Here is a 23,431-nt window from a genome sequence, read left to right as displayed (position 1 = left end):
TTTCACAATTTGCGAAACTGGGGTTCCAGCGCGGCCAGCGCCTCAAGTGTATTGGCGGGCAGATGCGCATCGAGGTGTGGTTGAGCAGCCTGCATGGCGGCGGCCACGGGCTCGTAGCTGTCCCAGCCCTTAAGTGGGTTCAGCCAGACGATCCGCCGCGCCTTGCGTCTGATCCGAGCCAGAACAGCGCCCAGCGCTTCGGGCTCTGAACTGCAATAGCCATCGGACAGGATCAGTACGATCGTCCGCCCATTCAACGCCCGCGCGCCATACCCATTCAGAAAGCTCTCGAGGCTACCAGAAATGTCGGTGCCGCCTCCGAAACCTTCGGCCATAAGCGACAAGCGCCCCGCTGCCCGGAGCGTATCATGGTCGCGCAGCGCGTCGGTGACACGCATCAGCCGGGTGTGAAAAAGATACGCATCCGCATCGGTTCCGCTGCCAATCAATCCTTTGAGAAAGGCCAGAAACACCCGAGCGTAAACAGTCATCGAACCGCTGACATCACAAAGGGCCACGATCCGCATCGGGCGCGGTGGGCGAGCGCGGCGGTACAGATCAATGGGCTCACCCCCGCGCGCCAAACTGGCCCGCTGAATACGCCGCATGTCCAGAACGGGCCCGCGCTGCGCCTTTTTGCGTCGTCGAGAACGACGATCCCGAATCGCGTTCGCGATCCGCAATGCAGCCGCTTCAGCCCGTTTTAGAGCCTGTTCATCCATCAATTCTCTCAGATCCCGACGCGACAGGTTGGCTGTTCGGGTCGCAATCAGCTTCCCATCCATCCCTTCGGCTTCACCATCGCCGGAATCTGGAGTGGAGGCTTCTTGAACGCTATCGGTCCACGCATCTTCCGTGTTCTGCCCCGAACTCTGCCAGATCATCGGTTTTGCGGATTGCACACGCACGTGCGTGTCCTGCGCCATCCCCCTGCGTTGTTTTCCCGCGTTGAACCAATAGGCATCGAACAGCTCATCAAAGCGCCGCCAATCCTCGGCATCTCCGGCCAGCAGAGCACATAATGCCTGCCGGGCCTGATCGGCGTCCGTTGCTTCAACAACAGACAAAGCCGTCAGCGCATCCTCGGTCTCCTTCGGCCCGACACGCAACCCGTTCACGCGAAGATGCGCAATAAACCCCGACATGCGGTCTGAAGGGCCCGACGCCCGGGAGGGAAAGCGGGTCACCTGCATTACGCAACCTTCCCGATCAAACGATCCATCACCTCAGGCGGGGCGGCATCATAATCGGCGGCAGTCTTCAGCAGGCAAACCAGCGTCGCCTGCACCTCATCCCGAGACTTGGCGAGATCATTGACCCCGAGACCCGACAAAGCCGCCGCCCAGTCCAGCGTCTCGGCAATACCCGGGATCTTCTCGAGGTCTTCCTTACGCAGCGCCTGAACGACTCCGATGATCTGACGGGCCAGAATCCCTTCGAGCTCTGGCATCCGCGCCTGCAGAATTGCCGTCTCCGCATCTTTCGAAGGATAGTCGAGGAAGCTGTACAAACACCGACGACGCAGCGCGTCCGACAAGTCGCGGGTTCCGTTGGCGGTCAGGATCACAATCGGTCGTGCCCGCGCCTGCACCGTTCCCAGTTCAGGGATCGTGATCTGGAAATCTGAAAGAATCTCCAGCAGATAGGCTTCGAACTCTTCATCCGCGCGATCGACCTCGTCAATCAGCAGAACCGGCGGTTCTTCTTCAGAAATGGCCTCTAACAAAGGTCTCTTTAGAAGATAGTCATCAGAGAACAGCTGCGCCTGTCCCATGCCACCCTGCGCTTCACTTGCACGGATTGCCAGAAGCTGACGCTGGTAATTCCACTCATAGATGGCATGGCTGGCATCCAACCCTTCATAACACTGAAGCCTGATAAGACGAGTATCACGCCAAGCGGCCAGCGCCTTCGCCACCTCGGTCTTTCCCACGCCCGCGGGCCCTTCCAGTAACAATGGCCGCCCCAGCGCCTGCGCCAGATGTAACGCCATCGCCAACCTATCGTCAGCGACATAGCCTTGCTTGGCCAATCCATTTTGCACGTCACTTAAAGTCAAAACCAGGGTCCAATCTTCATCTGGCCGTAAATATCCCGGGGGAGGTCCGGAGGGGGCAGGGGCCCCTCCGCTCGGTCGGACCGGCGTCAGCCGGTTCGAACCCGATTACCCGTGCATCCCCAATCCATTGGCGATCTTCCAAATCCGCCAGTGATCATGCGGCATATGGCTTTGCACCAAGCCAAAGGGACGGAACGCATCATGCACCGCATTCGAAAACGCAGGCACGCCACCTACATTCGGACTTTCCCCAACGCCCTTCGCGCCGATCGGATGATGCGGAGACGGCGTCACCGTGTGATCGGTGGTATAGTTCGGCGTCTCCCACGCCGTCGGGATGAAGAAATCCATCAGCGTGCCGGTCTTCACGTTCCCCATCTCATCATAGGCGATTTCCTGACCCATCGCGATGGCCAGCGCTTCGGTCACGCCACCGTGGACCTGCCCCTCGATGATCATCGGGTTGATCCGGGTGCCGCAATCGTCCAGCGCGTAGAACTGCCGAACCTCCCATTCGCCGGTATCCACGTCGATCTCCATGACACAGATATAAGCTCCGAACGGATAGGTCATGTTCGGGGGATCATAGTAGCTCACAGCCTCCAACCCCGGCTCCAGCCCCGGAATGGCCTGATTATATGCGGCGAAGGCGATTTCTTTCATGGTCTTGAACCGCTCGGGCGCACCTTTGACAGCGAACCGATCCACGTCCCATTCGACATCGTTATCATGGACCTCAAGCAGGTAAGCCGCGATCATCTGCGCCTTGGGGCGGATTTTGCGGGCGGCCATCGCAGTTGCCGCACCGGCCACAGGTGTCGACCGAGACCCATAGGTGCCAAGACCATAAGGCGCGGTATCGGTATCGCCTTCCTCCAAAGTGATGTCATCGGCAGGCAAGCCGATTTCACTGGCGATGATCTGGGCAAAGGTCGTGGCATGGCCCTGACCCTGGCTGATCGTCCCCAGCCGCGCGATGGCAGACCCTGTCGGGTGGATGCGGATTTCGCAACTGTCGAACATCCCCAGCCCGAGGATATCGCAGTTCTTTACAGGGCCTGCGCCGACGATCTCAGTGAAGTGCGTCAGACCGATCCCCAGCAATTTGCGGGTCTTTCCGGCTTTGAAGTCCTCGATCCGCTGCGCCTGTTCCGCCCGCAGACCCTCATAATCAACCGCCTTCAGCGCCTTGTCCCAGGCAGTGTGATAGTCGCCCGAGTCATACTCCCAGCCCAGAGCAGACTGGTACGGGAACTGTTCGGCCTTGATGAAGTTGATCCGGCGCAGCTCGGCTGCATCCATGTTCAGCTTGATGGCCAGAACCTCGATCATCCGCTCGATGAAGTAGGCAGCCTCGGTCACCCGGAACGAGCAACGATATGCCACACCGCCAGGCGCTTTATTGGTGTAGACGCCGTCCACAGCCAAATAGGCGACAGGAATATCGTACGACCCAGTGCAGATGTTCATGAAACCGGCCGGGAACTTGGTCGGGTCGGCACAGGCGTCGAACCCCCCGTGGTCCGCGGTCGTATGACACCAAAGACCGGTGATCTTGCCGGCTTTCGTGGCCGCAATCTTGCCCCGCATCCAGTAGTCGCGGGCAAAGGCGGTCGACATGAGGTTCTCCATCCGGTTCTCGACCCATTTCACCGGCTGACCGGTGACAATCGAGGCAACAACCGAGCAGACATAGCCCGCGTAAGCGCCCACTTTGTTACCGAAGCCGCCACCGATATCAGGGCTGATCACCCGGATGTTGTGTTCAGCCAGCCCCGAGATCAGCGACACAACGGTCCGGATCGCGTGAGGGGCTTGGAACGTACCGTAGAGCGTCAGCTTACCAGTCACCTTGTCCATCGAGGCCACACAGCCGCAGGTTTCCAACGGGCAGGGGTGCGTCCGATGGTAATAGACCATCTCTTCGGCCACGACATCGGCCTCGCCTAGAACGGCCTCGGTCGCGTCTTTGTCGCCCTGTTCCCACGTGAAGATGTGGTTGTGATGCTTGCGCGGTCCGTGTGCGCCCTCAGTCTGACCTGCGAGGTCTTCGCGCAAAACAACGTCCGATTTCAGCGCCTCGAACGGGTCGGTCAGGACGGGCAGCTCTTCGTACTCGACGTCAACCAGCTCTGCTGCATCTGCAGCGATGTACCGATTTTCAGCGACGACATAGGCGACTTCCTGGCCCTGGAACAGAACCTTGCCGTCCGCCAAAACCATCTGCTTGTCACCCGCCAGCGTCGGCATCCAATGCAAACCCAGCGGAGCCAGATCTTCGGCGGTCAGCACGGCAACCACACCGGGCACGGCCAGCGCGGCGTCTTTGTTCACACTGACAACGCGGGCATGGGCATAAGGCGAGCGGACGAATGCGCCGAACAGCATCCCGTCCAACTTGATGTCATCTACATAGTTGCCCTTGCCTTGGGTAAAGCGCACATCCTCGACGCGCTTGCGGGCGCAGCCCATTCCTTTGAGATTGGCGGCGCGTTCTTCGGGGGTCATGGTTTGATCGTTCATTCCGCAGCCTCCTTCTGAGCTTTCAGCATGTCGGCAGAGGCCGAGATCGCCTTGACGATGTTCTGATACCCGGTGCACCGGCAAAGGTTGCCAGCCATGCCAAAGCGGATGTCCTCTTCGGTCGGGTTCGGGTTTTCCTGCAGCAGGCGGTGCGCGCGGGTGATCATGCCCGGGGTACAGAATCCGCATTGCAGCCCGTGATGTTCGCGGAACATTTCCTGCAGAACGCCAAGGCTGCCATCGTCATTGGTCAGTCCTTCGACAGTGGTAATATCGGCTTCGTTCACCTGCGCCACAAAGGTGGTGCAGGATTTAACCGACTTACCGTCGATATCCACGGTGCAGGCCCCGCAATGACTGGTCTCGCAGCCGATATGGGGGCCAGTGATTTTCAGATCTTCCCGCAGGAAGTGGATCAACAGCGTGCGCGGCTCGGCCAGACCTTCGACCTGCTTGCCGTTCACGGTGAGTTTGACGTGCATTTTCGACATTGCTTCCTCCCCTCAACCCGCGCGGCTTTGCGCACGGTCGATGGCGCGGCGCAGCACCACGGCGGCCACGTGTTTCTTGAATTCGACGGGACCTCGGTTGTCGGCCACCGGGTCGATGGCATCGAGCATCGCGGCGACGCAACCATCCACATTGCCACCCGCCAGCCATGCGCCCGCCTCTTCAGACCAGATCGGCGTGTCGGCCAGATTGGTCATCGCGACCGAGGCTGTTCCATTGCCAACCATCACTGCTGCCGCGGCCGTGGCGTAATCTCCGATTTTGCGCTTTTGCTTCTCGTACGCCTGACCAACGTCTGCGCCCGGGACTGGTATCGAGATACGGGTCAGGATTTCCTCATCCTCGCGCGCGGTGAAATAGGCAGCCTCGTAGAAGTCACGCGCGGCGACGCTGCGCTTGCCGTCGGGGCCGGACAATTCGAACGAGGCATTCAGGCACTGCATCAATCCCGGCATATCGTTGCCCGGATCTCCATTCGCGACATTGCCACCAACCGTACCCATATAACGCACTTGCGGATCAGCGATCTGCAATGCGGCTTCGCGGATCAAAGGAATGGCGGTGGCCAACCCGTCATGGGTGATCAATTCATGCTGCGTGACCATCGCACCCAGGGTCACCGTGTCGGAACCGACCTCGATACCCTTCAATTCGTCAATGGCCTGAAGATCGACCAGATGACCCATCTCGGCCATGCGCAGCTTCATCATCGGGATCAGGCTGTGCCCGCCCGCGATCACGCGCGCTTCGTCTCCGTGTTCCTGCAGGATGCCGATGGCCGAGGCGATATCGCCTGGCCGGTGATACTCAAAACCGGCTGGTATCATGTTTTTCCTCCCTGGGTCCGAGCGGTATGCCTTGGGGGACCTGAGGTTAGGAAAGAGCGGTGGGATCAGGCGTTCCAGCTACCGGAAACAGGGCGCGCAGCCTGTTTCACCAACTGCGAATAAGCTGCACGAGATGCGATCAAAGGCCAAGCGCCTCGCGAATGTCCGTCAGACGGGACCGGCTGACCGGGACTTTGGTCAGCGCATCAAAACCATCGAAGTAACAGGTTCCGTTATCCTTGTGGCGCTCAAAGCTTGAGACATGCCTCGGGTTCACCAGATAGCTGCGATGGGCCCGTAGAAAACCATCTGGCTTCAGGCGGCTTTCGGCCTCGGTGATCGACCACGGACAAAACAATTTCTCGGCATCCAGATATAACACCGTATAGTGCCCCTCGGCCCGGATGGCGGCGATGCGGCCGGGTTCGGCGAAAAAAGTCTGGCCTTCACGTTCGAACGGGACACCGGCACGCAATGTCGCCGGTTCAGGCGCGGGCTCGGTTGCGGGCTGTTCTTTTGGTTCGATGAACGAAATCCCGGTCAGCAGAAATGCTCCACAGATCAGAAAGACCGAGACAGTGACCCCCATCGCCAGCACCTGATTGTCGAGCACAGGCCCCGCTCCGCCAGCGCTGTCGCTGGCGACAAAATCGGTCAGCCCGGTGGCCACAAAATGCATGGTAAACACAGCCAGTCCGAAACAAACGGTGCCCAAAAGAATGTTGCGCTGCGTGCGATTACCATAGGCGACCCAGATAGCCGCAACCGACAGGATCACCGAGGCCAGTGCCGCCAGAACCACATCCAGCGCATTGTAGACAGGGCGGCACAGCTGCATTCCCGCCATGCCGATATAGTGCATCACCACGATCCCCAGACCCACGATTACGCCCGACCCGATCATCGTACGGTGCGTCCGCGGGCGAAAATGCAGCAGCAGCAGCGCCAACCCGACCATCAGGATTGCCACCAGGGCCGAAATCAGAGTGATCAGAGCATCATAGTAGAACAGGATGGGCAGTTGCAGGCCCAGCATGGCGACGAAATGCATGGACCAGATACCGCCGCCCAGAATGACCGCCGCCAGAGCAACCACAAGCTTACGCCGCTGGCTGTCCAACTGGGATGCACCATGCGTCAGATACAGGCCGGTAAAACCCGCCATCAATGCCACGGCCAACGAGGCCGCCACAAGCCAGGCGTTATGCGAATAATCCAGCATTTGGGTGTTAACGCCCTCCCCGACGCGACGGTGACGTTAGCAAACGCATTCGGCTGGGACAATCGGCGCTGACATCACTATTGGATAACAGCGTTTTCCCATGCCGAGATGAATTTTCTTCTTTTCAGGACATCGAGATAGGTCAGCAAAGCCGGGTTCAGGCCAATCGCCTCCTGCTCGCTCTCCCCTGACTTCGGTAGAACGGGTAGCGGAATACTCTCGGACGACCCCGTCGGGTTAGAGACCAGATAGCGGGTCAGCAGCTCAGCCGCCTCGGGCTGACGCGTCGCGACCGAGACCATAACGGTACGCATCATTGTTGTCTGAAAATCAGACGGCAATATGATTGTCAGCGTGTCCTGACCTTCGGTCTGAACCGCTGCGTAGCTGCCAAGCACGTTATATGCGACCAGAATTTTCCCATCGGCAAGGTCGCGGATCATATCCCCGGAACAGCAATACAGCCTGACGTCCAGACCTCCCATGACCTCCATCAGCCGCCAATAGGTTTCGGAAACACGCGCATCCTGTGTTGCGAACAGATACCCCAGCCCAGACTGCCGAACATCATAGGTTCCGACCTTGCCGCGAAACGTCTCGGGCCGTTCGCGCAGCGCCTCGATCAGACCCTGGCGCGTTTCCGGAATGCGCTGGCCCTCAAACGCTGCGCGGTTGACGACGATGGTCGCGGGTTCCGAGGTGAAGGCGAACAGGCTGTCGTGCCATTGCGCCCATGCGGGAACCGGCATGTCTTCAAGAGGCAGTGCGAAACCGTCATTGGCGAGCTTCAGCTGCAGGTCCATTGCACTGGAGATGACGACATCGAATGCTTCGGGCGTTGCGCGAACACGCTCGTAGATATCGGCGGTCCCGGATACCAGATATTCGACACTGACCGAAGGGTTCGCAGCGACGAAATCTTCGATAAACGGCGCAAACAGAACGGTGTCGGTGCTCGATATGACGCGAAGTTGCACACCATTCGCCGTATCGTTGAACACCTGACGATCTTCCCAGTCTTCTGCCGCTGCCACCTGCGGAAGAAGCAACAGGATCAAAGCGATAAGATAACACATGCGCCGCCCTCTGGTTGGTTGGTCAGGACAAGTGTGCCGCCATGTGCCGTCGCCACATCCTGAGCGATCGTCAGACCCAGACCCGAACCGATGGTGCCCGCAGCGTTCTGGCCCCGCTCGAACCGGCGTGTCAGCATATCGATCTCATCGGGAGGAAAACCGGGACCCGAGTCCTTGACCTTGATCTGCGCATTCGGCTTTGCCGCCACGTTGATCTCGACTGTGCTATCGGGTGGCGCGTATTTAAGCGCATTGTCGACCATGTTGCGCACGGCGTTCTGCAGCAGGATCGGATCGCCCGAGTAGGTCACGGACGGATCGCCCGCCAGCGTAAGCGAGAGATCTTTCATTTCAGCGATGGGTGTCAATCGCTGCACGAGTTCACGGGTCAGCGCAACAAGATCGATTGCCTCGCGTTCGAGATGATCGGCGCGGAACGTGATCATGGCATGATCCAGCAACTGCCCCGCCGCGCGAGAGCTTTCGTCGATGGCGCGCACCATCGCGCGCAGGGCTTCGCGATTTTCCTTCCGCTCGACCCGCTGCAATGTTGCCTCGGCATAAGACCGAACCGTCGCCAGCGGGGTCCGCACCCGATGCGCCGCCTCGGCTATGAAATCCTCTGATTGACTGAGAGACTGATCCAGGCGCCCCATCAGGGAATTCAAGGACCTCACCAAAGGGGCCATTTCCCTGGGCACCGGTTTTCTGAACGGGCTCAGATCCTGCGGTCCCCGGCGGGTCACCGAGGTCGTCAGCTTGTTGAGCTGACCGATTGTCGCGGACGTGACCCAAAAGGACAAAGCGGCGGTCAGCACGAAGAATCCAAGCCCCAGGAAGGCCGCGTTACGTGAAATCTGATCCAGCGTCTCAGACAGAGCGTCCTGTGTCTGCGCAAGCGCAACCTCAATCTCTGTCTGACGACCGAGACCAACAAGGGTGCGGCCGGCATTCACCTGGCGAATGCGTTCTCCGCGCATTTCGGTTTCCTCAAATGTCGGATTACCATCGGCGGCACCCTGCGTCAGCTGGAGGTCGTCGTAACCCGATATGAACGCGCCATCCTGAAAGATCGCATAGAACACGCGATCATCCGATGGCGTCGCCAACATCGAAAACGCGGCGTAGGGAATGTCGATCTCGAGCTGCCCATCGCGCAACGCCGCCGCATCGAGGATCGAAGCGGCCGACGCGCCGAGGATATTGTCCTGCCCCTGTTGCGCCACTTGTGCCGCATAGTTTCGCACCGCGAAAAACAAAAGAACGGCCAGCAAAGCTGCCCCGCTGATCAACGTCAGCACAAGCCGGTTCCTCAGTGATCCTGAAACAGCCGGGCTAACCGTCATGGTCCAGCCTGTAGCCCAACCCACGCAAGGTGGTTATTTTCAGTTCCGAATTCTCAAGGTGTTTGCGCAGCCGGCCCACATAGACCTCAATCGCGTTGTCCGAGACGTTATCGTCGTAAGAAAACAGCCGGTCGGCAAGCTTCTGTTTCGAAAAGACCTGACCGGGCGCGTTGATGAAAAGCTCCATCATCCGCAGTTCTCGGTTGCGCAGAGATATCGTGTCACCCCGGACGGTGAGATGACCGGCCACCGGGTCGAACACGATCCCGCCGACCTCGATGGTGGATTTGGCGATCCCGGATTTACGGCGCAGGACAGCCCGGCACCGGGCCTCAAGCTCGGCATGGTCAAAGGGTTTGGTCACGTAGTCATCCGCCCCCAGATCCAGCGACCCGATTCGATCCGAAACCTGACTGCGCGCCGTCAGAACGATGACCGGAGTGTCAGGATCACGGGCCCGGTGACGTTCCAGAAAGTCCCGCCCGTCGCCGTCCGGCAACATGATATCCAACAGGATCAGATCATATTCCTCGACCTCGGCATAGGCCGTTGCGTCCTCCAATTTCGCTGCATGATCAACGACATGTCCGTCCAGCCGCATACGGGCACACATCGCGTCCGCGAGATCCAGGTTATCTTCGACCAGAAGGAATTTCATGAGACTCGGAAAGTATCTCTGCGCATGACAGGTTGATGTCAGGTTCGTGTGATTAAAGTTCAGAGTAATCTGAGCCGCCACGCGGCCGGTTGTCAAATGGGAGGACATCATGACAACACTCAAACTGGGCCGACGCGCCCTGATCGCAGCCGTGGCTGCATTCGGTCTGGCCGGACCATCGCTGGCACAGGATCAGGTGGTCGACAGCATCCACTTCCTGATCCCCGGCGGCGCCGGTGGTGGCTGGGACGGTACCGCGCGCGGTACCGGAGAGGCGCTGACCAATGCAGGTCTTGTCGGCACCGCATCTTACGAAAACATGTCGGGCGGAGGTGGCGGTAAAGCCATCGGCTATCTGATCGAAAACGCCGAAAGCAACCACGGAACGCTGATGGTCAACTCGACGCCCATCGTGATCCGATCTCTGACCGGCGTGTTCCCGCATAACTTCCGCGATCTGACCCTGGTTTCGGGCACGATCGGTGACTACGCAGCGATCGTCGTTGGCAAGGACAGCCCGATCAACTCGATGGCAGATTTGCTGGCGGCCTATGACGCAGATCCGGGCGGCACGGCCATCGGCGGCGGTTCGGTACCGGGCGGCATGGACCATCTGGTTGCAGCCATGGTGATGGAAGCCGCGGGCAAGGACGCGCTCGGCGTCAAATACATCCCTTATGACGCAGGCGGAAAGGCCATGGCAGCCCTGCTGTCCGGCGAGATCGCAGCACTGTCGACCGGTTTTTCAGAAGCGGTTGATCTGGCCAATGCGGGCGAGGTGAAAATCATCGGTGTAACGTCCGAGGAACGCGTCGATGCGGCGCCAGACGCACAGACCATGAAGGAACAGGGTATCGACACCACCTTCATAAACTGGCGTGGTTTCTTTGCGGCACCCGGTCTGCCCGAAGACCAGCTGGCCGCCTATCAGGACGCCATCGCCAAAATGTACGACACGCCCGAATGGGAAGAGGTACGTGCCCGCAACGGGTGGGTGAACATCCACAACTCGGGCGATGACTTCAAAACATTCCTCGAAGATCAGGAACAGCAGATCAGCGATCTGATGAAGAAGCTGGGCTTCCTCTAATCGCACCTTTGGCAGAGCGGACAACCGCTCTGCCATCATCACCAACAAAAAAAGCGACTAGGGAGGGGACATCATGGCGCTGGATCGCTGGATCGCGCTTGTTCTGCTGGGAACATGTTTGACATATGGCTATGCCGCCTGGTTCACCATGGACGGCAGTCTGCCCCCTTTCATGCAAAGAAATCCCATTTGGCCCAGTACGTTTCCCAAAGTGCTTTCGGTTCTGGGCATAATTGCATCTACCATCATTCTTCTGGGCTTTGAGAAAAGCGAAGTAAAAGAGGCGGATATCGACTATCGCAGACTTGGCGACTACCACTTGGGGCAGGCGATTTCCCTGCTGGTGCTGATGGTCGTCTATGCGCTGTGTTTGCGTCCGGTCGGGTTTCTGATCGCGACTTCCGGTTTCCTTATCCTTGGCTCATACATCCTGGGTGAGCGCAAATGGCACGTCATGGTGCCGGTGGCCCTGATCGCGACCGGAGCGGTCTGGTATCTGGTTCAGCAGGTTCTTGGAATTTACATGCGTCCCCTACCGGGCGTGTTCGGAGGCTGATATGCTCGAAGGACTTCTGATTGGCCTGCAAACGGCATTCTCGCTCCAGAATCTGCTAATGGTTGTGGCAGGCTGCCTGATCGGCACATTCATCGGCATGTTGCCCGGGCTCGGCCCGATGTCGATCATCGCGATCATGATCCCGGTCGCGATCTCGATGGGTGACCCCTCGGCCGCTCTGATCCTGCTGGCGGGCGTTTATTATGGCGCAATCTTTGGGGGCTCGACCTCTTCGATCCTGCTGAACGCGCCGGGGGTCGCGGGCACGGTGGCGTCAAGCTTTGACGGCTATCCGATGGCGCGGCAGGGCAAGGCCGGGAAGGCCCTGACCATCGCCGCAATCGCCAGTTTCGCGGGCGGTACCCTGGGTGCTGTTCTGCTGATGGTGTTCGCCCCTGCCCTGTCGTCGGTCGCGCTGTTGTTCCATTCCGCGGAATACTTCGCGCTGATGGTTGTAGGCTTGTCTGCCATCGCCGCTTTCGCGGGTTCGGGGCAAGTGTCCAAGGCCCTGATCATGACCATCCTGGGCCTGATCATGGCCACCGTCGGCGAAGGCGCACTGTTCAATCTGCCGCGCTTCACCATGGGTATCATGGACCTGCAATCCGGTTTTGGCTTCATCACGCTGGCCATGGCGATGTTCGCATTGCCAGAAGCCCTGTTCCTTGTCCTCAAACCCAAGGACCTGCACGGGGATGACGGCAAAATCAGCGACCTGCGCATTACAAAAGACGAGGCCAAAGCAATCGCGCCGGTCATCGGGCGCCAATCCGCGCAGGGTTTCTTCATCGGGGTTCTGCCGGGGGCCGGTGCAACCATCGCAAGCTTCCTCGGCTATGCGGTCGAGCGCAACATTGCCCCGAAAGAAGAGCAGGAAGAGTTCGGAAAAGGCTCGATCAAGGGTCTTGCAGCGCCGGAGGCGGCAAATAACGCAGCGTGTACCGGTTCTTTCGTACCCCTGCTGACACTGGGCATACCGGGGTCCGGCACCACGGCAATTCTGCTTGGGGCGTTGATCGCCTTGAATGTCACGCCTGGCCCGCGTCTGATGATTGATGAGCCACAGATCTTCTGGGCGGTCATCATGTCGATGTTCATCGGCAACCTCGTGTTGCTGATCCTGAACCTGCCGCTGATCCCCTACATCGCCAAGGTGCTGGCGGTACCGCGCAACTATCTGATTCCATTCATCCTGTTCTTCACTCTGATGGGGGCCTATATCGGTCAGAACAATGCCACTGAACTGCTGATACTTGTCGGGTTCGGGGTCTGCGCGACGGCGCTGAAATTTGCAGATTATCCTCTCGCTCCGCTGCTGATCGGCTTTATCCTGGGCGGGATGATGGAGGACAACTTCTCCCGTTCCATGCAGCTCTACGATGGTATCGCATTTATCTGGGAACGTCCGATGACTCTGGGCCTGTTGGTGATCGCGGTGCTTCTGGTCCTGTTGCCAAGCTATCGTGCGCGTCGGGCCAAAGCCCGCGCGGCCGGGATCGCGGATGGCGACTGAACCGCTGTCGGGGGTCCGGGTCCTTGACCTGACCAACGTACTGGCCGGACCCTATTGCTGTTATCAGCTTGCATTGATGGGGGCCGAGGTAATCAAGGTCGAACGCCCCGGCAGCGGTGATCTGGCCCGCGTGCTGGGTGCCGATCCCGACCGGAACAAAGCCGGGATGGGAATCAGTTTTCTGGCGCAGAATGCGGACAAGAAATCGATCACGCTGAACATGAAGGCCGCGCAGGGCAAGGTGCTGCTCAGAAAACTGGTGCAGAGCGCCGACGTACTGGTCGAGAATTTCCGCCCCGGAGTCATGGATCGGCTGGGGCTGGGGTATGACGTGTTGCGGGCCGAGAACCCGAACCTGATCTATTGCGCGATCAGCGGGTTCGGTCAGGACGGGCCGCGGCGAAATGATCCGGCTTATGACCAGATCGTTCAGGGTATCAGCGGCGTCATGTCCATCACGGGTGCCCCGGATACGGCGCCATATCGTGTGGGTTATCCACTGGCAGACACCGTCGGCGGCCTGACCGCAGCGTTTGCCATCAGCGCCGCCCTAAATGCCAATCCACGCGGCGCATTTCTGGATGTCGCCATGACCGAGGCCGTTGTCTCGACCATGGGCTGGGTTGTTTCGAACTACCTTTTGGGTGAGGTTTCACCCACCGCGCACGGCAACGAAAACACCACGTCAGCCCCATCCGGAACCTTCGCCACATCCGATAGCCCGATTAACATCGCGGCCAATCGGGATGAACAATGGCAGGCGCTTGCAGAACATCTGGATCGCGAGGACTTGCTGGTTCATCCAGACTATCGGACGCGGGAAGACCGCAAGCAAAACCGCCATTCCCTTCGGCAGGAGCTGGAGCGTACTCTGGTCACCCGCCCAGCCGCCGACTGGGTTCGCGAACTGAATGCGCTTGGCGTACCAGCCGGGCAGGTACTATCGGTGCCCCAGGCGTTGTCGGACGAACAACTGGACCGACGGGGGCTGATCGGAGAGCTATCGGTTCACGGCGAAGACATGCGCCTCGCCGGCAGTCCGGTGGTCATGAATGGCGAACGCAAGATGCCTCAGGCCGCGCCGCCGGCCCTTGGTGCCGACAATTCCGCGATCTGGTCCGAACTGGGCATGTCGGAGGCCGAAATCGATACGCTGCGAAAGGAGGGGATCATATGAGCGACGTAGCCGATTGGTGGCAGACAGCCATCATCGATATGGCACCCGGTCGTATCGAGCTGCGCGGACGACCGATTCAAAATCTGATCGGGAACCTCGGATTCGCTGAAATGATCTGGTTGATGGTACGCGGTGACACACCGACGCCTGCGCAGGCCCGATTGTTCGAGGCCGCATTGGTTGCGGCGGTTGATCACGGCCCTCAAGCCCCCTCGATCGCAACGGCACGGATGGCGGTGACCTGCGGAGTGTCGCTGAACAATGCCATGGCCAGCGCGGTGAACATGCTCGGTGACGTCCATGGCGGTGCCGGAGAGCAAGCCGTCGAGCTTTACCACTTTGTTGGCGCACATGCCGAAAATCTGGACACCGCGCTGGACGATTGGATCGCGGCGAATGGAAAAATCCTGCCTGGCTTCGGCCACAGATTCCATAGACCGACGGACCCGCGCGCGCCTCGGCTGATGGATATGGTGCGGGAAGCCGTGGATGAAGGGGCGTGTGAGGGTCGCTTCATGAAAACCGGGCGAGCGGTGGAGTCTGCGCTTGCGCGTCGAAAGGGTAAAGCGGTTCCGATGAATATCGACGGTGCCACAGCCGTCATCTACGCTGAACTGGGCTTTGCGCCACCTCTTGCGCGCGGCTTGTTTTGCCTGTCGCGATCGGTGGGGATTCTGGCCCATGCGTGGGAGCAAATGCAGCAGGGCGGGCGCAACAAAGGACCCACCCCGCCAAAGTACCGCTGGACTTACACGGGCTCTGCAGAGCGGTTGTGAACCGCTAGGCCCGCTTCTCGTCCCCGGCGTCAACGGGCTCGGCGCTCGCATCGATCACCTCGTCCACCTCAACCTCTTCGGTATCTGACGCTTCTTCGGTCTCCGACTGATCTTCCAGCGCTCCGACAATCAACGGCAGCATATGGACACCGGTCGCGGTGGCAATCTCGGGCGTTTGCGGCGTCTGCCAGCTGAGCGTATCGAAGCTGCCGCAGTTCTGACAGACCGGGGCCCATTCGGCCTGTATGTCGTGGCAATTGTCGCAGACCCATTGCGGCCCGCGCGGCGCGTTCAGCGCCTTGGCCAGCCATCCCTGAACCACCGCATCCGAGGCCCCCTCGCCCCGCTCAATCGCGGCCATCAGCGTGTAGGCCCGTGCATCCCCTTGTTTTTCAACGACATCGCCCAGCGCGCGGCGGGCTTCGGGGAAGTCTTCGGCAACGATGTTCAGCTCGGCCAGGATCAGGCGCGTTTCCATATTTTCTGGGTGAATGCGGGTCAGCGCCGTGAACCGCTTGATCCGCTGTTCGGGTGTTTCATCCGGCGCGATCTCGGCAAAGGCATGGGCCAGATCAGGGTGTGGCTGAGCCTCCCATGCTTTTTTCAGGATTTTGGTCGCGGCCCGCACCTTGCCTTTTTCGATATAGGCCCGCGCGGCCATGGCGGCCGCCGGGACCAGATCGGGGGACAGACGGTTCGCCTCGATCGCGTGCTCCTGCTGCTCGACCGTTGCCGTGTCGTCCAGCAGCAGCTTGGCCTCGGACAGGGCCAAGACCGCATCGCGCCGCTTGAACACGTCACGCGGCAAGTACCCGGCTTTCAGCTTGGAGGACAGCGTGGACCGCGCCCCGGCCCAGTCCTGCGCCTTGGTCTGCAGGTTCAGCAGCACATCCTGCGTTTCTTCATGCCGGGGTTTCAGGGCCAGCGCCTTTTCGGCCAGCTTGCGCGCAGTTTCATCATCGCCTTCGGCCAGCTTCTGTTTCATAATCCCGCGCACGCCGACAAATCGCGTGGCGTTGTTGGCGACCAGCTTTTTGTAAGTCTCGGACGCTTTCTTGGTATCGCCGGTCATCTCGGCAGCCTGTGCCACCAGAAGATTGGTCAGTTCCGGCTTGTTCAGCAGCTTTTCGGCCTTATTGGCCTTGGTCATCGCCACGCGCCCCTCCCCCGAGGCCAGCGCCATCAGACCATCGGCCAGCGCCTGATATCCGCGCTTTTCGCGGCTGCGGTCGAAATAGCGCGTCAGCGCAGTTTCATCGCCATTGAGGAATTTCAGCGTCGCGATCAGCAGGGTAAGCAGCTTGAAGAACAGCCAGACCGCAAACACCAGAATGCCCAGGGCGATCACCGATTGCAGCGGCCCCAGCGTGTATTCCGTGCCCGCGACGGTGATCTGCACGCCGCCCGACGATTCCATAAGGTACCCTGCGCCCATGGCCAGCAGGCCGATAATCGCAACAAAAACAAGGATCTTTAACAATGACCACAGCATGGCAGGTCCTTCAGTTCGAGTTCAGGCTTGAAGCAAGCGTATTTGCGGCCTCGACGGCAGAGACCCGCGTCTGCGCCGCCTGCTCCCAATCCGCCAATGCAGTCTGCGCCGCCTCGGGCAGGGTTTTCAGTTCGGTCAGCGCCTTTGTGACGTCTCCATCCGCCAACGCCGCCTGAGCGCGCGACAGGATCGCATCCGGGTCGTCGCCCTCTTGCGGCGTCACCGAACGCGCACCGGTCTGACGCTGCAAAAAGGCAACCAGCCCGGTGCCTTTGTCGGCATCTCGCGCATCGGCAAGGGCCGTGCGCGCTGCCGGCGCAAATGCGGAGCGCAGGGCCGAAATCGTCTCAACCCCATCCTTCGCGGAAGCGGTCAGGGCGTCGGGCACATCGACACCTCCGGCTTTCAACTCAGCGACCAAATCCTCATAAGGCTGACCGGCCTCCAGCTGACCACGCAGACGTGACAGGGTGGCGGCATTGGTCGCTGCACGCGCCTCGGCCGAAGCCTTGGCTTCCAGCGCCTGAGCGTCCGAGACCATCTTTTCCACTTCACCGCGCTGAGCAGCCAGTGAATCCTGCAGTTTCTTAAGCTCTGCCTCGAAGGCTGCCGTCGCTTCGGGCGAAACATTCGCTTCGATCGGCTTTTTCTCAAGCGCGGAGAGGCGTTTATCCAGAGGGTCGACCTGATTTGTCAGACCATCAACACTGGATTTCAAACTGCTCAGGTCGCTTTCAACCGGCGAGAGCTTGTCGGACAACAATTTGATCTGATCGGAAAGACCCGAGACATCCGGACTGTCGCTCAGGGATTTGGTCAGCTTGGCGATCTGATCGGATTGTTCTGTCAGTTTCGATTCGAGCGCGGCAATCGCGTCGGAACCGTTGGTGCCCTGGGACAAAAACCCGCCACTGCCCACGGCAAACCCGATCCCGGCAGCAACAACCCCACCGAGCAGCGCCGGAACGAACCCCGCGCGCTTTTCCACGGTACGTTCGATCACCTTCTCTTCTGCGGGCGCAGGGTCGGCTTCGGCTTCGGCTTCGGAAGTCACCTCGTCGACAGGGTCCTGAACGTCAACAGACTTCTCTTCAGACACCGCATCGTTTTTGGTATCGGTGGCTTCCGCCACCTCCTCGACGCTGGGGTCTTCGATCGGTTCCTGATCGGGTTTCTTCTTATCAGCCACCGCGTTAATCCCCTTATCGATTCCCAAAAAACATGAACAACAGACCAGACCAAGTTAATCCGCACCCGGCGCGCTCTCAACCCGCATCACGTGTTTCACAAGTTTTTTAACGGTTTTCCGCATTTTATCCGGAGTGGGCTCGCGCGCGATCTTCAACCGCTCAAAGGGCAAGTTTTTAAGGGGTTCAGCGGTGGCCTCGCTGATCGCAGCCAGCCACAAAGGCGCGGTTCCCGCCCATACATCGGCAAATTGTCGCGCTGTGCGAGGCGAGAAAAGCGGGGCAATAACGGGCCGATCACGCTCAGCGGCCAGCGACGCCTCATCGGTCAGAGGCAGAAGCTGCTGCCGATAAATCGGCTGTTCGCGGGTTGTCAGGCCAGAATTGGTCAGATGCTCAGCCACGTTACCGCGACTGTGCTCTCCACGCAGATGCAGCAGGGGGCTTTCCGGCGCACGTTTCAGCAGGTCGGCCACCAACTCTTCGGCCGTCAGGCCCAGCATTTGCGCTTGCCAACCGGCCCCCCTTGCGGCGTCCGTCGTCGCGGGGCCGACGCAATAGGCGGGCAAATCGCGATCCACATTTAATATAGCTGCGGCATTCACGCCGTTGGCCGATGAAAAGATCAATCCGGCAATACCATCGGTTTTAACCGGTACCGCCAGCGGCTTGATCTCCAGCAATGGTGAATGAATGACCTCGACCTCTGACCTGATGCGGTCAGGCAGATGCGCAACGAACCTGTCCGAGGCGGCGCGAGGGCGGGTCATCAACAAATACAACGGTCGGCGCCTTCGGCCTTGGGATTGTTTGCGTCCGCGCGGAGTGATACCCCGCTTGGCAATCATGATGCAACGGATCAGGCCTATGGTGCAAACACTTACCGTCCTCGGGCTGGAAAGCAGCTGCGACGATACAGCTGCTGCCGTCGTGCGGCAGAGCCCAGGCGCGCAAGCCGAGATTCTGTCTTCGGTGGTGTATGGCCAGACCGAATTGCACAGCGCTTATGGCGGTGTCGTCCCTGAAATCGCGGCCCGTGCCCATGCCGAGAAGCTGGATATCTGCGTTGAACAGGCTCTGACACAGGCAAATACGTCTCTCGGCGATCTGGACGCCATTGCGGTCACCGCCGGTCCGGGCCTGATAGGCGGCGTGATGTCGGGCGTTATGTGTGCCAAGGGCCTGAGCGCCGCCACTGGCCTGCCCCTGATCGGAGTGAACCACCTGGCCGGGCACGCCCTGACGCCGCGCCTGACCGACGGGATCGCCTTTCCATATCTTATGCTTCTGGTATCGGGCGGCCATTGCCAATACCTGATCGCGCACGGGCCGGAGCAGTTCACCCGCCTTGGTGGAACGATCGATGATGCCCCCGGCGAAGCGTTCGACAAGACCGCGCGCCTGTTGGGACTGCCACAGCCCGGAGGCCCCGCAGTTGAGGCTGAGGCGCGCGGGGGTGATCCCGAACGATTCCGTTTTCCACGTCCACTGTTGGATCGTCCCGGTTGCGACCTGTCATTTTCGGGCCTCAAGACCGCATTGATGCGCATGCGGGATCAGATTGTAGCGGAAAAGAACGGGCTGACACGACAGGACCGCGCCGATTTATGTGCCGGGTTTCAACAGGCCATTGTCGATACCTTGGCCGAGAAAACCCGCCGTGCGATTGCGCTTTACCTTGAGGGCTCGCCACCAGAGCCGGTCATCGCAGTCGCCGGAGGAGTCGCAGCAAATTCTGCCATTCGGTCCGCGTTAGAGACTGTTTGTAGCGAAATGGGTGCGCGATTTACAGCCCCACCTCTGGCCTTGTGCACCGACAATGCCGCCATGATTGCCTTTGCTGGTATCGAACGCTTTCGCACTGGCGCACGGGATGGTCTGGACCTGACCGCGCGGCCCCGATGGCCACTAGATCAAACCAGCCCGTCCATGCTGGGTGGCGGCAAGAAAGGGGCCAAGGCATGAGCGTTTCCGTGCTCGGGTCAGGGGCCTTTGGCACCGCTCTGGCCATATCTCTGGCAGGGAATGGGCCGGTTACGCTCTGGTCGCGGAATTCTGAACATGCACGGCACATGCGACAGAAGCGCGAGAATCCCAGCCGTCTGGCGGGGGTAACGCTGCCTGACAATATACTGGCGACCGCCGATTTCGAGCAGGCGGCGCGGTCCGACGTGCTGTTGCTGGCGGTGCCGATGCAAAAGCTGCGCGACGCGCTGACCCTCTATGCAGACCGGCTAAGTGGCAAAACACTGGTGGCCTGCTGCAAGGGGATTGAACTGACCTCGGGGCTTGGTCCCATCGCCGTTATCTCGCAAACGGTTCCGGATGCGCACCCGGCGCTGCTCACCGGACCCAGCTTTGCCGACGATATCGCGCGCGGGTTACCCACGGCGCTGACGCTGGCCTGCGCCGATGCGGCGCTGGGGCAGGACCTTCAGCAGCAACTCACGACCACCAACCTGCGTCTTTATCGAACCACCGATACGGTCGGGGCCGCGTTGGGTGGCGCGCTGAAGAACGTCATGGCAATCGGCTGCGGCGCTGCGATTGGGGCAAGGCTTGGGGACAGCGCCCGCGCCGCGTTGATTACACGCGGATTTGCCGAGATGCAGCGCTTTGCCACCCTGCGCGGCGCGCGGCCCGATACCCTGATGGGGCTGTCAGGGCTAGGCGATCTGGTACTGACCTGCTCATCCGAACTGTCAAGAAATTACCGTTTTGGCCTGTGTTTGGGTCTGAATCGGCCCTTTGACAGCGCGACAACTGTCGAAGGCGTCGCCACCGCGCAAGCCATGTCCGAGATTGCCGCGAGTGAAGGGTTGGATATGCCCATCAGTTCAACGGTGGCGAAACTCAGCAGCGGTGCCTACAGTGTGACCGACGCGATTCAGTCCCTGCTGGGTCGCCCACTCAAGGAGGAATAGAATGCTCATCGCCCTGATCGCCCGCGACAAATCCGGCGCGCTGCAAACCCGTCTGGACAACCGCGCGGCCCATCTGGCCTATATCGAGGAAACCGGGGTTGTAGCGCAGGCAGGCCCCCTGCTGGACGGAGACTCTATGATTGGCTCACTGATCATTCTGGATGTCGAGGATCTCGCCGCCGCACAGAATTGGGCCGCCAATGACCCCTATGCTCTGGCAGGACTGTTCGACGCGGTCGAGCTGATCCCGTGGAAAAAGGTGATCGGCTGATGGCATACTGGCTGTTCAAATCCGAACCTTCGACCTGGAGCTGGGATCAACAGGTCGCCAAAGCGGATGCGGGTGAAGAATGGGACGGCGTGCGCAACTATCAGGCGCGCAATTTCATGCGTCAGATGCAGGTCGGCGACCGGGGCTTCTTCTACCACTCGCAAAAGGACAAGGCGATTGTTGGTATAGTCGAGGTGTGCGCGGAAGCGCATCAAGACAGCACTACCGATGATGAGCGCTGGGAATGCGTGGATATCAAAGCCATACGCTCCTTTACCGTTCCGGTCACGCTGGACCAGATCAAAGCGGATGAACGGTTGGCCGAGATGGTTTTGGTCAGGAACTCCCGTCTGTCGGTACAACCGGTCAGTGACGCGGAATGGCAGTTGATCTGTGCACTTGGGGAAACACAAGCGAACTAGCCGGTCTTTTTGATCCAGTCGAGGATTCTTGCGGCGATCTGCTCGGCGTTGTCGTCCATCATCAGCGCATGGGTGTTCCCGGTAATCCCTTCCGCAGGAAGGTCCAGGATTTCGACCTCACCACCCTCTGACCGCAGCTGATCGGCGTATTGATCTGCCTTGGCCCGATAACTGCGCCAAAGCGCATGTTCGTTCAGATTGTCACCCCAGATCAGCAAATGAGGCACCCGCGCGGCCCGGCCCGTTCCGCGCGGAACCGAAGCAGGTTCAATGATCACGACGCCTTTGAAGAACTCCGGGTGAGTCGCCGCCGCATCCAACGCAAGATGTCCCCCCTGGCTATGCGCGATCAGCCAGACGGGGCCGGTACGCCGCAACGCGTCATAATACGCCGCAAGCGTCATTTCCGCATGGGTCGTCCAGCGCGGAACAAACTGTGACCCGAACCCGTCCAACGAGCCCAGCGGAAATCTGACACCCGGAAACGGCCTGCGCGCAGCGGCGTCGGGCGAATACCCCTCAGGCGGGCCAAAGCGGAACATCGCCCACACATCGTTCAAGGTGCGAAAGACCGGCGCGTCTGTGTAGATCTGAGGAAACGGCGACCAGCCCGCCCGTCCACGTTCGACAGCGTCGCAGACAAAAGTATCGAAACCGGCCTGCAGGAAGAAGTTCTGCCACCCCGGGCGCCCGTCCGGCGTAGTTTCCCATGTAGCCCCTGTCATGCTGCCGCCGTGCCAGAACATCAATGGTGTATCGAAACCGGGAGCCTCCTGACGCAGGTACTGAACATAGCACTGGCCAGTTATATTTTCGCCGTTCATATCGACCGTACGGGTGGGCGCGTTCTGTGATACCTGCACCTGCTGAATCGGTTGACCGGTCAGGGTCACCCTGCGTCCGCCCGCAAAGAAACTGCCTGTCTCTTTGATCCAAATGCCCGGGCGATCACCCTCGGGCTTGTCTGACTGCGGCATTTTCGGCTCTAACCTGTGGTTTTCTGGTGTTTAAAGCCTATCGGGTGATCCCTTTTGTTTTCAAGCGCGCACTTGTGCCTACTGAAAAAGGGAAGGTCCTGACGGCTGCAGAACCTTCCCTACCCCGCGTGCTCCCAAACTCACCACACGCATTCGGAATTCTGTTGGTTCTGACCGTCCTGGTCATGTTTTGACCTTAGGCGATTTGAACCCAGTGTTTCAAACGCCAAGTATTTTGATTTTCATTCAAATACAGAACACCCGCCAGTGAAACCGACGGGTGCTGAAGTGATACAGGGTCGGATCAACCGTAGACCGACTCTTTGCCGAAATGCTTGGTCAGCATGTAATAGACGACAGCGCGGTATTTGTTGCGTTCGGACATGCCATAGGTTTCCATGGCCTTGTTGATCGCTTCCATCAGCTCGGGGCCATCCGAAAGACCCAGCTTTTTGATGAGGAAGTTGTTCTTGACGGTCTCAAGTTCACCTTCCTGGCTTGCAGCTACGGTCGATGCATCCGCGTCATAGATCGCCGGACCGCAACCGATGGTGACCTTGGTCAGCAGGTCCATATCGGGGTCCATCCCGCATTTGCTTTTCAGATCATCCGCGTATTTGGCAATCAGTTCGTCGCGTTTTCCCATTGTCGTCTCCTGGTTTGTTTTTGGCTTTCCCCATACAGGCAGCACGGTAGCGGTACTGTTTATTTGTACAAAGGGAAAAATCCACAGGTTTCCCCCTTGGCCAATACCCGCAGAAATTCCGGATTTGATTTTCTGCATACCATTATTTAACATTTACGTTAATTAAGGAGACCTGGAGG

At 59.6% G+C, this 23,431-nt stretch carries 23 protein-coding genes; 9 read left to right on the top strand and 14 right to left on the bottom strand.

Translation table 11 applies throughout. The features are described 5' to 3' along the window. Positions 1 to 2: 2 nt before the first annotated feature. From RA27_RS18715 to RA27_RS18675, 9 genes are all read right to left on the bottom strand, one after another. Complete coding sequence (locus RA27_RS18715; RefSeq protein ID WP_039542701.1) at positions 3 to 1,193, bottom strand: VWA domain-containing protein; 1,191 nt, start codon at positions 1,191 to 1,193, stop codon at positions 3 to 5. Continuing rightward, positions 1,193 to 2,059, bottom strand: coding sequence for a MoxR family ATPase (locus RA27_RS18710; protein ID WP_039542698.1), 867 nt, complete (start codon positions 2,057 to 2,059; stop codon positions 1,193 to 1,195). The genes RA27_RS18715 and RA27_RS18710 overlap by 1 nt, the downstream gene beginning before the upstream one ends. A gap of 105 nt (positions 2,060 to 2,164) precedes the next feature. Further along, positions 2,165 to 4,582, bottom strand: a complete 2,418-nt coding sequence (locus RA27_RS18705; protein WP_039542696.1) for an aerobic carbon-monoxide dehydrogenase large subunit — start codon at positions 4,580 to 4,582, stop codon at positions 2,165 to 2,167. Beyond that, positions 4,579 to 5,073 (bottom strand): (2Fe-2S)-binding protein, encoded by a 495-nt coding sequence (locus tag RA27_RS18700; RefSeq protein ID WP_039542695.1) that lies wholly within the window; start codon positions 5,071 to 5,073, stop codon positions 4,579 to 4,581. The genes RA27_RS18705 and RA27_RS18700 overlap by 4 nt, the downstream gene beginning before the upstream one ends. Before the next feature lie 12 nt (positions 5,074 to 5,085). Then, entirely contained in the window at positions 5,086 to 5,919 is an 834-nt protein-coding gene (locus RA27_RS18695) for a xanthine dehydrogenase family protein subunit M (protein ID WP_039542693.1), read from the bottom strand. A gap of 139 nt (positions 5,920 to 6,058) precedes the next feature. After that, positions 6,059 to 7,141 (bottom strand): MHYT domain-containing protein, encoded by a 1,083-nt coding sequence (locus RA27_RS18690; RefSeq protein WP_039542691.1) that lies wholly within the window; start codon positions 7,139 to 7,141, stop codon positions 6,059 to 6,061. A 77-nt stretch (positions 7,142 to 7,218) separates the two neighbouring features. Then, the gene (locus tag RA27_RS18685) at positions 7,219 to 8,217 is read right to left on the bottom strand and encodes an extracellular solute-binding protein (protein ID WP_039542689.1); all 999 of its coding nucleotides are present in this window, start codon (positions 8,215 to 8,217) and stop codon (positions 7,219 to 7,221) included. After that, positions 8,196 to 9,563, bottom strand: a complete 1,368-nt coding sequence (locus RA27_RS18680) for a sensor histidine kinase (protein WP_039543191.1) — start codon at positions 9,561 to 9,563, stop codon at positions 8,196 to 8,198. The genes RA27_RS18685 and RA27_RS18680 overlap by 22 nt, the downstream gene beginning before the upstream one ends. Further along, positions 9,553 to 10,221 (bottom strand): response regulator transcription factor, encoded by a 669-nt coding sequence (locus tag RA27_RS18675; RefSeq protein WP_039542687.1) that lies wholly within the window; start codon positions 10,219 to 10,221, stop codon positions 9,553 to 9,555. The genes RA27_RS18680 and RA27_RS18675 overlap by 11 nt, the downstream gene beginning before the upstream one ends. 109 nt (positions 10,222 to 10,330) lie before the next feature. Here RA27_RS18675 and RA27_RS18670 point away from each other — a divergent pair, with 109 nt between their 5' ends. The 5 genes from RA27_RS18670 (at position 10,331) to RA27_RS18650 (ending at position 15,333) form a co-directional block, all read left to right on the top strand. Beyond that, positions 10,331 to 11,311 carry a tripartite tricarboxylate transporter substrate-binding protein gene (locus tag RA27_RS18670; protein WP_039542685.1) on the top strand — a complete coding sequence of 327 codons (981 nt, stop codon included), beginning with the start codon at positions 10,331 to 10,333 and terminating at the stop codon, positions 11,309 to 11,311. A gap of 73 nt (positions 11,312 to 11,384) precedes the next feature. Next, the gene (locus tag RA27_RS18665; RefSeq protein ID WP_039542682.1) at positions 11,385 to 11,867 is read left to right on the top strand and encodes a tripartite tricarboxylate transporter TctB family protein; all 483 of its coding nucleotides are present in this window, start codon (positions 11,385 to 11,387) and stop codon (positions 11,865 to 11,867) included. A gap of 1 nt (position 11,868) precedes the next feature. Further along, positions 11,869 to 13,380 carry a tripartite tricarboxylate transporter permease gene (locus tag RA27_RS18660; RefSeq protein ID WP_039542679.1) on the top strand — a complete coding sequence of 504 codons (1,512 nt, stop codon included), beginning with the start codon at positions 11,869 to 11,871 and terminating at the stop codon, positions 13,378 to 13,380. Further along, on the top strand, positions 13,370 to 14,557 hold the full coding sequence (locus RA27_RS18655) for a CoA transferase (RefSeq protein ID WP_039542676.1): 1,188 nt from the start codon (positions 13,370 to 13,372) through the stop codon (positions 14,555 to 14,557). Before RA27_RS18660 ends, RA27_RS18655 begins: the two co-directional genes overlap by 11 nt. After that, entirely contained in the window at positions 14,554 to 15,333 is a 780-nt protein-coding gene (locus RA27_RS18650) for a citryl-CoA lyase (protein WP_039542673.1), read from the top strand. The genes RA27_RS18655 and RA27_RS18650 overlap by 4 nt, the downstream gene beginning before the upstream one ends. A 4-nt stretch (positions 15,334 to 15,337) precedes the next feature. On the opposite strand, the gene RA27_RS18645 is transcribed toward RA27_RS18650, so the two are convergent. From RA27_RS18645 to RA27_RS18635, 3 genes are read right to left on the bottom strand one after another with little or no spacing between them, the layout of a single operon-like run. After that, positions 15,338 to 16,825 (bottom strand): heme biosynthesis HemY N-terminal domain-containing protein, encoded by a 1,488-nt coding sequence (locus RA27_RS18645; RefSeq protein ID WP_039542671.1) that lies wholly within the window; start codon positions 16,823 to 16,825, stop codon positions 15,338 to 15,340. Between the two features lie 10 nt (positions 16,826 to 16,835). After that, positions 16,836 to 18,014, bottom strand: a complete 1,179-nt coding sequence (locus RA27_RS18640) for a hypothetical protein (RefSeq protein WP_039543190.1) — start codon at positions 18,012 to 18,014, stop codon at positions 16,836 to 16,838. 54 nt (positions 18,015 to 18,068) lie between these two features. Further along, positions 18,069 to 18,782: a uroporphyrinogen-III synthase gene (locus RA27_RS18635; RefSeq protein WP_039543189.1), complete on the bottom strand. Its 714-nt coding sequence runs from the start codon at positions 18,780 to 18,782 to the stop codon at positions 18,069 to 18,071. A gap of 97 nt (positions 18,783 to 18,879) precedes the next feature. On the opposite strand from RA27_RS18635, the gene tsaD reads away from it, so the two are divergent. The 4 genes from tsaD to RA27_RS18615 are packed head-to-tail and all read left to right on the top strand — an operon-like array spanning position 18,880 to position 21,629. Continuing rightward, a complete protein-coding gene (gene tsaD / locus RA27_RS18630; protein WP_039542669.1) occupies positions 18,880 to 19,977 on the top strand; it encodes a tRNA (adenosine(37)-N6)-threonylcarbamoyltransferase complex transferase subunit TsaD in 1,098 nt (365 codons plus the stop codon). Continuing rightward, positions 19,974 to 20,936 carry an NAD(P)H-dependent glycerol-3-phosphate dehydrogenase gene (locus tag RA27_RS18625; protein ID WP_039542664.1) on the top strand — a complete coding sequence of 321 codons (963 nt, stop codon included), beginning with the start codon at positions 19,974 to 19,976 and terminating at the stop codon, positions 20,934 to 20,936. Before tsaD ends, RA27_RS18625 begins: the two co-directional genes overlap by 4 nt. Position 20,937: 1 nt before the next feature. Continuing rightward, positions 20,938 to 21,207, top strand: coding sequence for a YciI family protein (locus RA27_RS18620; protein ID WP_039542661.1), 270 nt, complete (start codon positions 20,938 to 20,940; stop codon positions 21,205 to 21,207). Further along, positions 21,207 to 21,629, top strand: a complete 423-nt coding sequence (locus tag RA27_RS18615) for an EVE domain-containing protein (RefSeq protein ID WP_039542657.1) — start codon at positions 21,207 to 21,209, stop codon at positions 21,627 to 21,629. The genes RA27_RS18620 and RA27_RS18615 overlap by 1 nt, the downstream gene beginning before the upstream one ends. Here RA27_RS18615 and RA27_RS18610 read toward each other — a convergent pair. Next, positions 21,626 to 22,606, bottom strand: a complete 981-nt coding sequence (locus tag RA27_RS18610) for an alpha/beta fold hydrolase (protein WP_052265381.1) — start codon at positions 22,604 to 22,606, stop codon at positions 21,626 to 21,628. The two genes, RA27_RS18615 and RA27_RS18610, sit on opposite strands and share 4 nt — an antisense overlap. A gap of 304 nt (positions 22,607 to 22,910) precedes the next feature. Beyond that, a complete protein-coding gene (locus RA27_RS18605) occupies positions 22,911 to 23,252 on the bottom strand; it encodes a DUF2853 family protein (RefSeq protein ID WP_039542656.1) in 342 nt (113 codons plus the stop codon). Between the last annotated feature and the right edge of the window lie 179 nt (positions 23,253 to 23,431).

It is taken from the genome of Ruegeria sp. ANG-R, from assembly GCF_000813985.1.
GTDB lineage: Bacteria > Pseudomonadota > Alphaproteobacteria > Rhodobacterales > Rhodobacteraceae > Ruegeria.
Note: the sequence above shows the minus strand (reverse complement) of the source record. Positions and strands in the feature narration are given on the sequence as shown.